This window comes from Paraburkholderia sp. BR14312, assembly GCF_040948675.1.
Lineage (GTDB): Bacteria > Pseudomonadota > Gammaproteobacteria > Burkholderiales > Burkholderiaceae > Paraburkholderia > Paraburkholderia nodosa_A.
Genome location: NZ_JBFPKI010000004.1, coordinates 359,513 through 374,668, shown reverse-complemented (window position 1 = coordinate 374,668; position 15,156 = coordinate 359,513). Strand labels below are relative to the sequence as shown.

The 15,156-nt window shown below is 66.5% G+C and carries 8 protein-coding genes and 1 pseudogene; 4 read left to right on the top strand and 5 right to left on the bottom strand.

Annotated features, from left to right (window positions below; genetic code table 11):
* Positions 1-74: 74 nt before the first annotated feature.
* Positions 75-830, bottom strand: a complete 756-nt coding sequence (gene rpsB / locus AB3X98_RS13775; RefSeq protein WP_069265616.1) for a 30S ribosomal protein S2 — start codon at positions 828-830, stop codon at positions 75-77.
* Positions 831-1,269: 439 nt separating this feature from the next.
* Between rpsB and map the strand changes: the two genes are divergently transcribed.
* The 4 genes and pseudogenes from map (at position 1,270) to AB3X98_RS13755 (ending at position 7,082) form a co-directional block, all read left to right on the top strand.
* Entirely contained in the window at positions 1,270-2,091 is an 822-nt protein-coding gene (gene map, locus AB3X98_RS13770) for a type I methionyl aminopeptidase (RefSeq protein ID WP_069265615.1), read from the top strand.
* Between the two features lie 271 nt (positions 2,092-2,362).
* Positions 2,363-4,942 (top strand): [protein-PII] uridylyltransferase, encoded by a 2,580-nt coding sequence (locus AB3X98_RS13765; RefSeq protein ID WP_368605425.1) that lies wholly within the window; start codon positions 2,363-2,365, stop codon positions 4,940-4,942.
* A 25-nt stretch (positions 4,943-4,967) separates the two neighbouring features.
* Positions 4,968-6,413 (top strand): annotated as a pseudogene (locus AB3X98_RS13760) (hypothetical protein); the annotation flags it as partial.
* Positions 6,414-6,512: 99 nt separating this feature from the next.
* Complete coding sequence (locus AB3X98_RS13755; protein WP_368610271.1) at positions 6,513-7,082, top strand: pseudouridine synthase; 570 nt, start codon at positions 6,513-6,515, stop codon at positions 7,080-7,082.
* Between the two features lie 78 nt (positions 7,083-7,160).
* Here AB3X98_RS13755 and def read toward each other — a convergent pair whose 3' ends face one another.
* From def to smc, 4 genes are all read right to left on the bottom strand, one after another.
* Positions 7,161-7,694 carry a peptide deformylase gene (def, locus tag AB3X98_RS13750; protein WP_069265612.1) on the bottom strand — a complete coding sequence of 178 codons (534 nt, stop codon included), beginning with the start codon at positions 7,692-7,694 and terminating at the stop codon, positions 7,161-7,163.
* Positions 7,691-9,760, bottom strand: coding sequence for an NAD-dependent DNA ligase LigA (gene ligA, locus AB3X98_RS13745; RefSeq protein ID WP_368605063.1), 2,070 nt, complete (start codon positions 9,758-9,760; stop codon positions 7,691-7,693). The genes def and ligA overlap by 4 nt, the downstream gene beginning before the upstream one ends.
* A gap of 297 nt (positions 9,761-10,057) precedes the next feature.
* A complete protein-coding gene (locus AB3X98_RS13740) occupies positions 10,058-11,353 on the bottom strand; it encodes a cell division protein ZipA C-terminal FtsZ-binding domain-containing protein (RefSeq protein ID WP_069265610.1) in 1,296 nt (431 codons plus the stop codon).
* A 144-nt stretch (positions 11,354-11,497) separates the two neighbouring features.
* Positions 11,498-15,016 (bottom strand): chromosome segregation protein SMC, encoded by a 3,519-nt coding sequence (smc, locus tag AB3X98_RS13735; RefSeq protein WP_368605062.1) that lies wholly within the window; start codon positions 15,014-15,016, stop codon positions 11,498-11,500.
* Positions 15,017-15,156: the final 140 nt, after the last annotated feature.

Genomic DNA, 15,156 nt, shown 5'->3' with positions numbered 1-15,156 from the left:
GCGGCGACGAAAGTCGCGGCTTAAAAAAAAGGGGCCTATGGAAAGCCCCCTTTTCTTGCCGGACACGGGGCAGCTTACGCCTCCGGGTTGACCTCGACGAACTCGTCGTCGCCGTCGTTGCCGCGCGCAGCGACAACCACGTCGTTGACCGCGTTCGCACGGCCTTCGAGGATCGCGTCAGCCACGCCTTGCGTGTAGAGCGCAACGGCCTTGCTCGCGTCGTCGTTGCCCGGGATCACGTAATCGATGCCTTCCGGCGAGTGGTTCGTATCGACCACGGCGATCACGGGGATGCCCAGCTTGTTCGCTTCCGTCACGGCAATCTTGTGGTAGCCGACGTCGACCACGAAGATCGCGTCCGGAATGCCGCCCATGTCCTTCACGCCGCCGATCGACTTCTGCAGCTTGGCGATTTCGCGTTCGAACAGGAGCGCTTCCTTCTTGCTCATCTTCTCGAGCTCGCCCGCTTCCACGGCTGCTTCCATGTCCTTCAGGCGCTTGATCGAAACCTTCAGCGTCTTGAAGTTGGTCAGCATGCCGCCGAGCCAGCGTGCGTTCACGAACGGCATACCAGCGCGTTGTGCCTCTTCGGCGATCGTGTCGCGCGATTGACGCTTCGTGCCGACGAACAGGATCGTGCCGCGGTTCGCTGCCAGTTGACGCACGTACTTCAGCGCGTCGTTGTACATCGGCAGCGTCTTTTCGAGGTTGATGATGTGAATCTTGTTGCGATGACCGAAGATGAAGGGGGCCATCTTCGGGTTCCAGAAGCGCGTTTGGTGACCGAAGTGGACACCGGCTTCCAGCATTTGGCGCATGGTAACTGCCATGAGAAATTCTCCGCTAGGGTTTGGGTCTGAAGCCGGCTGCCGTATCGGTGCGCCCTCCCATTTCCGGAGATCGACGCGCCCGACACCCTGGGTGCGCCGGCTTGCGAGTGTGCTGCCTGAAGAAGATGCTTCCGAATGTTCTTCGCGCACCCGCCAAAATGCGTTTTTGGCAAAGCGCTCCGCGGCAACGGCGGATTCAGCCACTTCCACGAACTCCGAACGCGAATCCGAAAGATATGGGAAGCGACTTAGCCGAAGAGTATAGCACGCAAACTGCCCCTTACTCAAGACAGCTATTACCCGCGGAATACGGCGCCATCAATGGCAATGCGGCGCGCGGCGCATTTGCCATTGATGGCGCCCCGCCTTCTCAAAAGTCAGCGACCCCTGGCATTAGGTGCGATAATTCCATATTCGACTGCATTTCCGGGCGCATACCATGGCCATTTCGATCAAGAACGAACAAGACATCGCGCAAATGCGCGTCGCCTGCCGGCTGGCGAGCGAGGTGCTCGACTACATCACGCCGTTCGTCACCGCGGGTGTGACGACGGGTGAGCTCGACCGCCTTTGCCACGAGTACATGACCAACGTGCAGGGCACGGTGCCCGCGCCGCTGAACTATCAGCCGCCGGGCTATCCGCCCTACCCAAAGGCAATCTGCACCTCTGTGAACGACGTGATCTGTCACGGTATTCCCGGCGACAAGGCGCTGAAGAACGGCGACGCGCTCAATATCGACATCACCGTCATCAAGGAAGGCTATTTCGGCGACACGAGCCGCATGTTCATCGTCGGCGAAGGCTCGATCCTCGCGAAGCGCCTCGTGCAGACCACCTATGAATGCATGTGGCTCGGCATCGACCAGGTGCGTCCCGGCGGCCATCTGGGCGACATCGGCCACGCCATTCAGCGCTACGCCGAAAGCCAGGGCTACAGCGTGGTGCGCGAATACTGCGGCCACGGCATCGGCACGGTGTTCCACGAAGACCCGCAGGTCCTGCACTACGGCCGCCCCGGCACCGGCATCGAGCTCGTGCCCGGCATGATCTTCACCGTCGAGCCGATGATCAACGCCGGCCGCCGCGACATTCGCACCATGCCGGACCAGTGGACCGTCAAGACGAAGGACCGCAGCCTCTCGGCACAGTGGGAACACACGGTACTCGTGACGGAAACCGGCTACGAAGTCCTGACGGTCTCGGCGGGTACGCCCGCTAAGCCTGCCATCGTCGCGCAGATGGCGGGCACCGCGGCCTGAGCGTCCGAAAGAGTGCCGGAAAGCGCTTCCTGGCGCGATCCGGCGCAGAATGGATAGGCTCGTAGAACATCGGCCTGCGGCCTCGAGGCAGTACGTCCAGCGCGAGCGATGCACCCAATGCGGACGCCGCCCGGCGCCCGCAGCACGATGAGGCAGCCCGCAAAGCAGCCGACGCATTAACCGACGAACCAACGCGGCCAGCCGCCATCGCGAGGCGCGCCGCGCGCACGACCAGCCGCCCGCCCAACCACGCCAGACACGACCCGAGCCCATGAGTGTTCCCGCTGTCGCCGTTCCCGATACGTCGTCGCTGAAGTCCGACTACAAGGCCGCCAAGGCCCAGTTGCTCGAGCGTTTCAAGACCGCGACCAATGTCGACTCGCTGATGCGCGCCCTCGCCCGCATCACCGACGACACCTTGCGCAGCGCCTGGGACTGGTGCGAGCTGCCGGCCACGCTGGCGCTCGTGGCGGTGGGCGGCTTCGGGCGCGGCGAGCTTGCGCCCTGGTCCGACGTCGACATCCTCGTGCTGCTGCCGGACGACGAGCCGCTCGCGCCGCTCGAAGAACGCATCGAGCGTTTTATCGGCCTTGCATGGGATCTCGGACTCGATATCGGCAGCAGCGTGCGCAGCGTCTCGCAATGCCTCGAAGAAGCCGCCAACGACGTCACCGTGCGCACGTCGCTCCTCGAGGCGCGCCGCATCACGGGCAGCGCGACGCTGTTCGGCGACTTCGCGCAGCGCTATCGCGACGCCATGGACCCGCGCGCATTCTTCCAGGCGAAGGTGCTCGAAATGCGCCAGCGCCATGCGCGCTTCCAGGACACGCCCTATTCGCTCGAACCCAACATCAAGGAAAGCCCCGGCGGCCTGCGCGACCTGCAGCTGATCCTCTGGATCACCGAGGCCGCCGCCTTCGGCAGCAGCTGGAAGGAGCTGGACCAGCGCGGCCTCATCACCGGGCGCGAGGCGCGCGAACTGCGCCGCAACGAGGCATTTCTCAAGGCGCTGCGCGCGCGCCTGCATGTGATCGCGGGCCGCCGCCAGGACATCCTCGTGTTCGACCTGCAGACGGCCGTGGCCGAAAGCTTCGGCTACAAGGCGAGCAGCGCGCGGCGCGCGAGCGAACAGCTCATGCGCCGCTACTACTGGGCCGCGAAGGCGGTCACTCAGCTTTCTACCATCCTGATCCAGAACATCGAGGCGCAGCTCTTCCCGAGCACGAGCGGCATCACGCGCACGCTCTCGGAGCACTTCGTCGAGAAGCAGGGGATGCTGGAGATCGTCAGCGACGACGTGTTCGAGCGCGAGCCGCACGCGATCCTCGAGGCGTTCCTGCTCTACGAGCAGGTGCCCGGCGTGAAGGGCCTGTCGGCGCGCACGCTGCGCGCGCTCTACAACGCGCGCGAGACCATGGACCAGAACTGGCGCCGCGACCCGGAAAACCGCCGGCTCTTCATGGAGATCCTCAAGCAGCCGGCCGGGATTACGCACGCCATGCGCCTCATGAACCAGACGAGCGTGCTCGGGCGCTATCTGCTGAATTTCCGCCGCATCGTCGGGCAGATGCAGCACGACCTCTATCACGTCTATACGGTCGATCAGCACATCCTGATGGTGCTGCGCAATATGCGCCGCTTCGCCGTGGCCGAGCATGCGCACGAGTATCCGTTCTGCAGCCAGCTCATCGCCAACTTCGAGCGTCCGTGGGTGCTCTACGTCGCGGCGCTGTTCCACGACATCGCCAAGGGCCGCGGCGGCGACCACTCGCAGCTCGGCATGGCCGACGCGCGGCGCTTTTGCCGCGAGCACGACATCACGGGCGACGACGCGGACCTGGTCGTCTGGCTCGTCCAGCAGCACCTGACGATGAGCCAGGTCGCCCAGAAGCAGGACATCACCGACCCTGAGGTCGTGAAGCGCTTCGCGGAGCTCGTCGGTACGGAGCGGCGTCTTTCGGCGCTCTACCTGCTGACGGTCGCCGACATTCGCGGCACGAGCCCAAAGGTCTGGAACAACTGGAAAGGCAAGCTGCTCGAAGACCTCTACCGCTCGACGCTCGCCGTGCTCGGCGGCGCCAAGCCCGACGCGCACTCGGAGCTCAAGACGCGTCAGGAGCTGGCGCTTGCGCTGCTGCGTCTCGAGACCGTGCCGGAGCACGCGCACCGCGCGCTCTGGGACAAGCTCGACGTCGGCTACTTCCTGCGCCACGACGCCGCCGATATCGCCTGGCAAACGCGCGTGCTCTACCGCCACGTCGAGGCGCCGGAGCCGGTCGTGCGCGCGCGCCCGTCGCCGATCGGCGAGGCGCTGCAGGTGCTCGTCTACGCGCAGGACCGCCCCGACCTGTTCGCGACGATGTGCGCGTACTTCGACCGCAGCGGTCTTTCCGTGCTCGACGCGCGCGTGAGCACCACGCGCCACGGCTACGCGCTCGACAACTTCATCGTCGCCCACACCGAGGGCGACGTGCATTACCGCGATATCGCGAACCTCGTCGAGCAGGAACTCGCGGCGCGCCTGAAGGCGACGGGCAATGCCCTGCCCGAGCCGTCGAAGGGCCGTCTCTCGCGCCTGTCACGCACCTTCCCGGTGACGCCGCGCGTCGACCTGCGGGCCGACGAGCGCGGCCAATACTACATCCTGTCCGTGTCGGCGAACGACCGGCCGGGCCTTCTCTATTCCATCGCGCGCGTGCTCGCGGAGCATCAGGTCGGCGTCCATGCGGCGCGGATCAATACGCTCGGCGAACGCGTGGAAGACGTGTTTCTGCTCGACGGCTCGGGGCTCTCCGACAACCGCCAGCAGATTCATGTCGAAACCGAATTGCTGCGCGCGATCGCAGTGTGAATGACCCAAGCGAAATACCAGATCCATGCGAGCCAAACTGACAGCCAAACATCCGCGCCCGACCACTCCGGAACGCGCCCCCGTCCGCCGCGGCAGTACGACCGCGCGTAAGCCGGTGCGGCCGGCGGAGGTGCGGGCGACGGACGCTCGGCCGACATCGGCCGCGAAGACTTCCGCCGGGAAGCCCGTGCGCGCCTCAACCGGACGCACCGCGCCTCGCACTGGCGATACGCGCCCGGGCGAGCGCCCGGCGCGGCCGGCTCGCGAAGGCGGATTCGGCGACGAGCGCCGCCCAGCCCGTCGCTCCGGCGATGAGGCGCGTGGATTTGCACGCGGCCGTGACGAAGGTGGTGCACGCCCCTTCGCGCGCCGCGCCGAGGGCGACGACCGCCGCCCGCCGCGCAGCCGTGAAGAAGGTGGCGCACGCCCCTTTGCACGACGCCCCGAGGGTGATGACCGACGTCCGCCGCGCAGCCGTGAAGAAGGTGGCGCACGCTCCTTCGCGCGCCGTGCCGAGGGTGATGATCGTCGTCCGCCACGCAGCCGTGAAGAAGGTGGCGAGCGTCGCTTCGAACGACGCACCGAAGGCGATGATCGCCGCACCGCACGTGGCCGCGATGAAGGCGGCGCACGCCCCTTCGCGCGGCGTGCCGAGGGCGACGACCGCCGCCCGCCGCGCAGCCGCGAAGATGGTGGCGAACGTCGTTTCGAACGACGCACCGAAGGCGATGACCGCCGCCCGCCGCGCAGCCGTGAAGACGGCGGTGCGCGCCCCTTCGCACGCCGCCCCGAGGGCGATGACCGCCGCCCGCCGCGCAGCCGCGAAGACGGTGGCGAACGTCGTTTCGAACGACGCACCGAAGGCGATGACCGTCGCCCCGCACGCGGCCGCGACGAAGGCGGTGCACGCCCCTTCGCGCGCCGTGCTGAGGGTGACGACCGCCGCCCGCCACGCAGCCGCGAAGACGGTGGCGACCGGCGCTTCACGCGTCGTACCGAAGGCGATGACCGCCGCCCGCCGCGCAGCCGCGAGGAAGGCAGCGAGCGTCGCTTCGAACGGCGCAGCGAAGGCGATGATCGCCGCCCGCCGCGTAGCCGCGGCGAAGGCAGCGAGGGACGCTTCGAACGGCGCAGTGACAGCGACGACCGCCGCCCCGCACGCACCCGCGACGAGGGCACGGAGCGTCGTTCCGCGCGCCCGGTGAAATCCGCCTGGAGCGATGACCGCGGCGGCGCTGCGCCGCGCGCTCGCCGCAGTACCGAAGAAGGCGGTGGCAGCCGCAAGACCGCCAGCCCTGTCAAACCGGTTGGGAAGCCCCCGCGCCGCACCGACGACGCCGAAACCGCACCGCGCCGCACACCGCGCGAAGAAGTCGATGGCGACAACACCCTGCGCCTTTCCAAGCGCATGTCCGAACTGGGCCTGTGCTCGCGCCGTGAAGCCGACGAATGGATCGAAAAAGGCTGGGTTTATGTGGACGGCGAAGTCGTCGACACGCTCGGCGCCAAGGTCACGCCGAATCAGCGCATCGAAGTCGATCCGGCCGCGCTCGCCGCGCAGGCGCGCCAGGTGACGATCCTGCTGCACAAGCCGGTGGGCTACGTGTCGGGCCAGGCCGAGGACGGCTATGAACCCGCCGCCACGCTCATCACCGGCGAGAATCATTGGGACGGCGACCACTCAGGCATCCGCTTCTCGGCGAAGCATCTGCGCACGCTCGCGCCGGCCGGCCGCCTCGACATCGACTCGACCGGCCTGCTCGTGCTGACCCAGGACGGTCGCGTGGCCAAGCAGTTGATCGGCGAGAGCTCGGACATCGACAAGGAGTACCTCGTGCGCGTCACCTACAACGACATCGAGACCGAAATCGATCAGCACTTCCCGGCCGAGTTGCTCGCTCAGCTGCGCCACGGCCTGTCGCTCGACGACGTGCCGCTCAAGCCCGCGCAGGTGAGCTGGCAAAACGGCGAGCAGTTGCGTTTCGTGCTGCGCGAAGGCAAGAAGCGCCAGATCCGTCGCATGTGCGAACTGGTCGGCCTCAAGGTCGTGGGCCTCAAGCGTGTGCGCATGGGCCGCGTGCTGCTCGGCGCGCTGCCGCAGGGCCAATGGCGCTATCTGGCCGCCAACGAAGCGTTCTAGCGCCACATCGGCGTCGAACGCCGCACTGTATGAAAAACGGGAGCCAGATGGCTCCCGTTTTTCTTGATGCTTCGACTTTCAGTCGTCGCGGTTCGGGTCGAGTTCCGGAAACAGGACCTCCGTAAAGCCGAACTTCGAGAAGTCGGTAATGCGCATGGGATACAGCTTGCCGATCAGGTGATCGCATTCGTGCTGGACGACCCGTGCGTGAAAGCCCTCGGCCACACGTTCGATGGGCGTACCGTACTGATCGAAGCCGTCGTAGCGGATCATCGAATAGCGGCTCACGGCGCCGCGCAGGCCCGGCACCGAGAGACAGCCCTCCCAGCCCTCTTCCATGTCGTGCGACAGCGGATGGATGACCGGGTTGATGAGCACCGTCTGCGGCACGGCCGGCGCCTCGGGATAGCGCTCGTTCTGCTCGAAACCGAAGATCACCACCTGCAAATCGACGCCGATCTGCGGGGCGGCGAGTCCGGCGCCGTTCGCCGCGTGCATGGTGTCGAACATATCGGCAATGAGTTCGTGCAACTCGGGCGTATCGAAGTGATCGACCGGCCTCGCAATGCCAAGCAGGCGCGGATCGCCCATTCTGAGAATTTCGCGAATCATGTCGTTTGCCCCTCCAGGAGCTTGCGCATTCCTTCTTCGTCGAGCACCGGCACGCCGAGTTCCTCGGCTTTTGCGAGCTTGCTGCCCGCGTCGGCGCCCGCCACCACGTAATCGGTCTTCTTCGATACCGAGCCGGCGACCTTCGCACCGGCTGCTTCGAGCATCTCCTTTGCCTCGTCGCGCGAGAGCGTGGGCAGCGTACCCGTGAGCACCACCGTCTTGCCGGCCAGCACGCCCACCGGCGCCTTGGGCGCGGGCGGCCCTTCCGCCCATGTCACTTTGCCCGGCGCGCGCAGTTGCTCGATCACTGTGCGGTTATGCTCTTCCGCAAAAAACTCGTGGATCGCAAGCGCGACGATAGGGCCCACATCGTTGACTTCGAGCAATTCCTCGACCGTCGCGTTCATGATCGGATCGAGCGAGCCGAAGTGCTTCGCAAGATCCTTCGCCGTCGATTCGCCCACGTGCCGGATGCCGAGCGCGTAAACGAAGCGCGCAAGCGTCGTGTTTTTGGCCTTCTCGAGCGAGTCGAGCAGGTTCTGCGCCGACTTGTCCGCCATGCGCTCGAGTTGCGCGAGCGTGCCGAAGCCGAGATTGAACAGATCGGCGGGCGTGCGCACGAGGTTCTGGTCGACCAACTGGTCGATGATCTTCTCGCCCAGGCCGTCGATATCGAGCGCGCGGCGCTGGGCGAAGTGCCAGAGCGCCTGCTTGCGCTGGGCCGGACAGAACAGGCCGCCCGTGCAACGCGCGATTGCCTCGTCGGGCAGCCGCTCGATGCGCGACCCACAGACCGGGCATGCGGTCGGCATGACGAACTCGTGGGCGTCGGCCGGACGGCGGTCCGTGAGCGCACTGACCACCTCGGGAATCACGTCGCCGGCACGCCGCACGATCACCGTGTCGCCGATGCGGATGTCCTTGCGCCGCACTTCGTCTTCGTTGTGCAGCGTGGCGTTGGTCACCGTCGCGCCGCCGACGAACACCGGCTCGAGCCGCGCCACCGGCGTAATCGCGCCCGTGCGGCCCACCTGCACGTCGATCGCCAGCAGCTTCGTGAGCGCTTCCTGGGCCGGGAACTTGTGCGCGAGCGCGAAGCGCGGCGCGCGCGAGACGAAGCCGAGCGCATCCTGCTCGTCGCGGCGGTTCACCTTGTAGACCACGCCGTCGATGTCGTACGGCAGGCCGTCGCGCTTCTCGCCCACCGTGCGGAAAAATTCCAGCAGACCGTGCGCGCCCTTCACGACCGCTCGCTCGGCATTGACCGGCAGGCCCATTTCCGCGTACCAGTCGAGCAGTTCGCTATGGGTGGCCGGCATCGGCTCGCCCTCGAGCACGCCAATGCCGTAAGCGAAAAACGAGAGCGGCCGCTGCGCCGTGATTTTCGGATCGAGCTGGCGCAGGCTGCCCGCCGCCGCGTTGCGCGGGTTCGCGAATTCCTTGTGGCCGGCATCGCGCTGACGCTGGTTCATGCGCTCGAAGTCGCGGCGGAACATCAGCACCTCGCCGCGCACGTCGAGCACCTTCGGCACGCGCTTGCCCTTCAGGCGCAAGGGCAGCGAGCGGATCGTGCGCACGTTCTCCGTGACGTTCTCGCCGGTCGCGCCATCGCCGCGCGTGGAGGCCTGGACGAACACGCCGTCGACGTAGCGCAGCGAGATGGCGAGGCCGTCGAACTTGAGTTCGGCGGCGTATTCGACCTCGACGACTCCGGCGCCTTCGATCTTGCCGAGCGCATCGGCCACGCGCTTGTCGAACGCGACGATGTCTTCGGCGGCAAAGCCGTTGTTGAGCGACAGCATCGGCACGTCGTGGACCACGGGCTCGAAGCCCCCGGCGACTTCGCCACCCACACGCTGCGTGGGCGAATCGGGCGTGATGAGGTCGGGATGATCGGCTTCGATTTGCTGAAGTTCGCCGAACAGCTTGTCGTATTCCGCGTCAGGCAGCTCCGGCTGGTCGAGCACGTAGTAGGCGTGGTTCGCACGCTCGAGTTCGGCGCGCAACCACACCGCGCGCTGTGCAGCGGTGGCTTCTTCGGGGGGACGGGCGGAAGTACGGACCATGCCTTGGGCAACTCGCTGTTGAAAATGATTTCGGACGTCAGATTATCTCAGGAAGCCGCGCGTGTCGCATCGGACGAGCGGCTATCTGCGTGCGCCGCCGAACGGGTCTCGCCAGCGTCCTGGCCGAATGGCCAACGCTGCGTGCGTCGCACTGACACCCAGGGCCCGCAGGGCGACCTTGAATGCACTGCAACACGCGTGCCGATGCCCTCTGCGCTGTACCGCCTGCGCGCAAAAAAGGCGCGGCGCCTTTACGGCGTCGCGCCTTGTCTGCAGGCCCGCTGCACGCCTTCGGCGCTACTGGCTGAACAGTCGCCGCGTGGCCGGCGAGCCCGCCGGAATACCGGCCTGCTCCAGCTTCGCGTAGAGCGTCATCAGCTGCTTGTCGATCGACTGCAGCACCGATTCCGGCAGCGGCCGGCGCTGGTCGTCGACCACGCGCCCGCCAATGCGCTCGGCAAGCGATTTCGCGTAGTCGCACATCAGGCGGAACGGCAGGATGTCTTCGTCGGCCACGGGCACGTCGAGGATCAGCGTAATCAGTTCACCGCCCTTGTACGTGAGGTCGTCGCGCAGGAAGTTGGTGTCGCCGAACTGCAGCATGAAAACGGGGCTCTGCTTCGCATCGAGCTTGACGAAGCGCGTGCCGTCGCGCGAAAGCAGCAAGCCGTCCTGCGCCGCCACCGCCTGCACGTAGTTTGCCGACCACGGCGCGCCGTCCGACATCACGTTCACGGAAAGCTGGGCGTCGCATTGCGCCGCGAAGCCGTCCAGTTCGCGCGCCATGGCGACCGTCTCCATCATGTCCGGAAACTCGGGCGCGGCGTCGAGCGCGTCGGCGAATTGCTGCACGCCGGTCACGAATTCCGAGAACTCGAGTTCGTTGAGCGGGCCGTTGCGATTCGCGAGTTGCGCAGCCGCGCGCAGTTCCTCGTAGCGCACGCCGCTCTGGAGCAACTCCCAGCCGTCGCCCCCTTCGGGTTTGCCTTCGATATGAACCGGCTTGCTGCCCGCGCGGCGCAATCGCTGCGCAAACGGAATCACCCGCTCGCCTGCCACCGGCGCACCAAGCCGGATCGGCACGATGCAGTCGATGCGACGGTCGACCACGGCGGGCGGCGCCGAAGAGATCGTCGTGGCCGCCGGCATGACCGGCTCGATGCGCTCCGCTTCGTCGCCATCGTCCTTTGCGGATTGCGGGGCAGCCGCAGTTGCAGCCGGCGCCTTGTCGGCAGCCTTCTCGGCAACTTCGTGCGCGTCGGATTCAGCTTCCGGAAAGCCGTTGGGTGTCGTCGTTTCCGCCTGGATGTCGGCTGGCGTGTCGAGCGGCGCAGCAGTGCCGAAACCCGGCTCCACGCGCCCGGCTTGCGTGCTACCCGCGAGCGACGGCTCGCGGCGCGACGGAGCATGGGCCGGTTCGATGAACGGGCTCGGCTCCTGGAACTCGTCGCGCTGCGGCGCTTCGACTGCCTCTTCGGGCATCGGGCGCGGCATGCGCCGGCGCACTCTCGCGCCCTGCCACGCGTTGTACACCACCACGCCCCCGACGACCACGGCGCCCGCGCCGATCAACCCGAGAGTCAATTCATCCATGCATGCTCCATCAGCAATTCTTTTTCGACGGCGTGCTCATTGCATGCGCCGTTGCTCTGGCGCGCGCATTGCGCGCGGCGGCTGCCTCACTGATGGCGCCGCCGGCCGCGCATCGCGCGCCGTCCGTTAGGCCGTATAAATCGATTAGACCGTATTTTGGGCGAAACCCGCTGCCGTTTCCATGTCGACCGCGACGATGCGCGAAACGCCCTGCTCCTGCATCGTCACGCCAATGAGCTGCTGCGCCATCTCCATGGCGATCTTGTTGTGCGAAATGAACAGGAACTGTGTTTTGTCCGACATCGCGCGAACAAGGTTCGCGAAGCGCTCGGTGTTCGCGTCGTCGAGCGGTGCGTCCACTTCGTCTAGCAAGCAGAACGGCGCCGGGTTGAGCTGGAACATCGCGAACACGAGGGCCGTGGCCGTGAGCGCTTTCTCGCCGCCGGAGAGCAGGTGAATCGTCGAATTCTTCTTGCCGGGCGGTTGCGCCATCACCTGCACGCCGGCGTCGAGAATCTCGTCGCCGGTCATGATGAGCTTCGCCTGACCGCCGCCGAACAGGCGCGGGAACAGCTCGCCGAAATGACGGTTCACCTCGTCGAAGGTGCCCTGCAGCAGCGTGCGCGTTTCCTGGTCGATCTTGCGGATCGCGTCTTCGAGCGTTTCGATTGCGCTCGTGAGGTCGGCCGACTGCGCGTCGAGGAAGGTCTTGCGCTCCTTCGCCGCGGCCAGTTCGTCGAGCGCGGCCATGTTCACGGGCCCAAGCGCCGTGATCGCGTTGTTGATGCGTGTAACCTCGCCTTGCAGATACGACGGCTTCATATCGGCCGTGAGCTTTTCCTGCAGCGCGGCCTCGTCGACGCCCGCGGCCTGTAGCTGCTCGACGAACTGCTCGCCGTTCAGGCGCGCGGCCTGTTCCTTGAGCTGAAGCTCGGTGATGCGGTCGCGCAACGGCTGCAGCGCGCGCTCCGCGGCGAGGCGGGTTTCGTCGGCGGCCCGCAGCTTCGCGCTCAGATCGTCGAGTTCGGCGCGCGCGGCACGCAGCGTATCTTCCTTCTGGGCGCGAATTTCCAGCGCGTCCTGCAGGCCCGTGTGCGCGGTCTGCTCGTTGATCGTTTCCAGCTCGGCGCGCGCGTCTTCGAGCGACGCGGCCACGCGTTCGCTCTGATCGTGCGCGACCTGAATGTTGCGCTTCAACTCTTCGATGCGGTTCGCCATGTTGCGCGCGGCAAAGCGCGCGTCGGCCGCCGCACGTTCGAGGTCGCGCGCCTCATTGCGCGCCGCGCCGAGTTCCTCGTCGAGCGACTCGAAGGCGAGCTGGTTGTCCTCGAAGCGCGCCTGCAGTTCGGCGAGTTCCACATCGTGGCGCTCGAAGTTCGCTTCCGATTCTGCCCGCAATGCGCGCTGCTCTTCGATCTGCGTGCGGATCTCGTCGAGCTCTTCGCGGATCTGCGTGCTGCGCGCCGTGTAGCGTTCATGCGCCTGCGTCAGCTTGAGCACATCCATCTGCAGCGCGTGCACGCGCTGGGTCGCGCGCTCGGCCTGCTGGCGCACATCCGTGAGCACCTGGGCGGCCTGCGTGTGCGCCGCTTCCGCGCGTACGACAGCCGTGCGTGCATCGTCGGCGAGCAGCGTCTGGGCGCGCACCTGGCGCTCGAGATTCTCGATTTCCTGCTGACGCGCGAGCATGCCGGCCTGCTCGGTGTCGGCGGCGTACAGCTGCACGCCTACGCGCGTCACCGTATGGCCAGCCTTCACGACGAACGCGCCGCTGCCTGGCAGCTGCGCACGCTGGGCGAGCGCTTCGGCGAGATCGTTCGCAACGTAGGTCGAGCCGAGCCATTCGGTGAGCACCGCGCGCAAGCCTGCATCGTCGATACGCACGAGCGAGAGCAGCGGCGTGAGCCCCGCGGCCGCAGCGCTTGCCTGACCCGCGGCCGGCGGCGAATAGAACGCGAGCTTCGCAGGCGGAGCGTCGCTCGCGAATGCCTTCACCCAGTCGAGGTTCGACACCTCGAGCGCGGCGAGCCGCTCGCGCAACACCGATTCGAGCGCCGTTTCCCAACCGGCTTCGACGTGCAGCTTCTTCCATAGCCGCGGCAACGCGCCCAGTTCGTGACGTTCGAGCCACGGCTGGATCTTGCCTTCCGTCTGCACGTTTTCCTGCAGTTGCTTGAGTGCAGCGAGACGGGCTTCGAACTGGTGGATCTGTGCGTTTTCCGCCTGCACGCGCTCGTGTGCGGCGCGGCGTTCCGCGTCGAGGCGCGGCACCGTTTCCTGCGCGTCGGCGAGACGCGCCTGCGCTTCGTGAAGGACTTCCTCCTGCTCGGCCAGCTGCATGCGCAGCTCTTCGAGCTGGGCTTCGTCCGGCGCGTCGAGGCCGCCTTCCTCCGACTTCAGACGCTCGTGGCGCTGCTGAAGCTGCTGAAGCATCTGGTCGGCGTTGCGTTGATGCGCGGCTTCGAGCTTGATGGCCTGCTCGGTGCGCGCGATGCCCGCGCGCTCGTCGTTCAGTTGCGCCTGCGCGTCGCGCCAGCGGTTTTCGAGCGCGGGCAGCGCTTCCTGCTTCGCCGCCGCATCTTCCTCGGCCAGCGCAGCCTTTTCCTCGGCGATCGCCAGTTGTTCTTCGGCGTCCTCGATATCGTCCTGCGCCTTCTGCGCCTGGACCTGCCATTGCTCGCGCTGCGCGGTGAGCGCGGCGATCTGCGCCTGCACGCGGTTGCGCGACTCGACGATGAACTTGATCTCGGCCTCGAGACGGCTCACCTCGGCGTTCGCTTCGTAAAGCGCGCCCTGCGCGCCCTGCATGGCGTCGCTTGCCGAGTAGTGGGCCACGCGCAGCGTTTCGAGCTGCGCTTCCACTTCGCGCAGCTGCGCGGTATGGCGCTCCAGGTCGATCTGCGCCTGCTCGATCGCGCGCTGCTGGCGTTGCTGCTCGCCCGCTGCCTCGTTCTTGCGCAAGAGCCACAGAAGGCGCTGCTTTTCCTCGCCCTCGGCCTGCAGCTCGCGATATTTCGTGGCAACGACCGCCTGGCCCTCGAGCTTTTCCAGGTTGCTGGACAGCTCGCGCACGATGTCCTCGACACGCGTCAGGTTCTCGCGCGTGTCGTGCAGGCGGTTCTCGGTCTCGCGGCGTCGTTCCTTGTATTTCGACACGCCAGCGGCTTCTTCGAGGAACACGCGAAGCTCTTCGGGCTTTGCCTCGATGATCCGCGCGATCATGCCCTGCCCGATGATCGCGTAGGCGCGCGGGCCGAGGCCAGTACCCAGGAAAATATCCTGAATGTCGCGCCGGCGCGCCGGCAGGTTGTTGATGTAGTAGCTCGACGTGCCGTCGCGCGTGAGCACGCGCTTCACGGCAATCTCGGCATACTGGCCCCACTGCCCCGCGGCGCGGCCGTCCGCATTGTCGAACACCAGTTCGACGCTCGCGCGGCTGCCCGGCTTGCGCGCGGTGGAACCGTTGAAGATGACGTCCTGCATCGACTCGCCGCGCAGCTCGGACGCCCGGGATTCACCCAGCACCCAGCGCACCGCGTCGATGATGTTGGATTTCCCACAGCCGTTTGGCCCGACCACCCCGACGAGTTGGCCCGGAACCTGGAAATGCGTGGGATCGACGAATGATTTGAAGCCAGCGAGTTTAATCGAGGTCAGACGCACGGCGATATCGCTGTTTGAATAGTGGTGAACGGGACCGCCCGTGCCGTACGTCGCTTGCCGCCGCGCATCCGGTATCGATCGCGCGACGGCGGAGTGCGCACTGGGCAGCCGCCACGGCTCGCCGTACGAACGCGCATGCA

Excerpts from the sequence above, each read along its gene's own strand:
- AB3X98_RS13740 (WP_069265610.1), bottom strand. The coding sequence starts at position 11,353 with ATGGATGAATTGACTCTCGGGTTGATCGGCGCGGGCGCCGTGGTCGTC.
- rpsB (WP_069265616.1), bottom strand. The coding sequence starts at position 830 with ATGGCAGTTACCATGCGCCAAATGCTGGAAGCCGGTGTCCACTTCGGT.
- def (WP_069265612.1), bottom strand. The coding sequence starts at position 7,694 with ATGATTCGCGAAATTCTCAGAATGGGCGATCCGCGCCTGCTTGGCATT.
- map (WP_069265615.1), top strand. The coding sequence starts at position 1,270 with ATGGCCATTTCGATCAAGAACGAACAAGACATCGCGCAAATGCGCGTC.
- AB3X98_RS13765 (WP_368605425.1), top strand. The coding sequence starts at position 2,363 with ATGAGTGTTCCCGCTGTCGCCGTTCCCGATACGTCGTCGCTGAAGTCC.
- ligA (WP_368605063.1), bottom strand. The coding sequence starts at position 9,760 with ATGGTCCGTACTTCCGCCCGTCCCCCCGAAGAAGCCACCGCTGCACAG.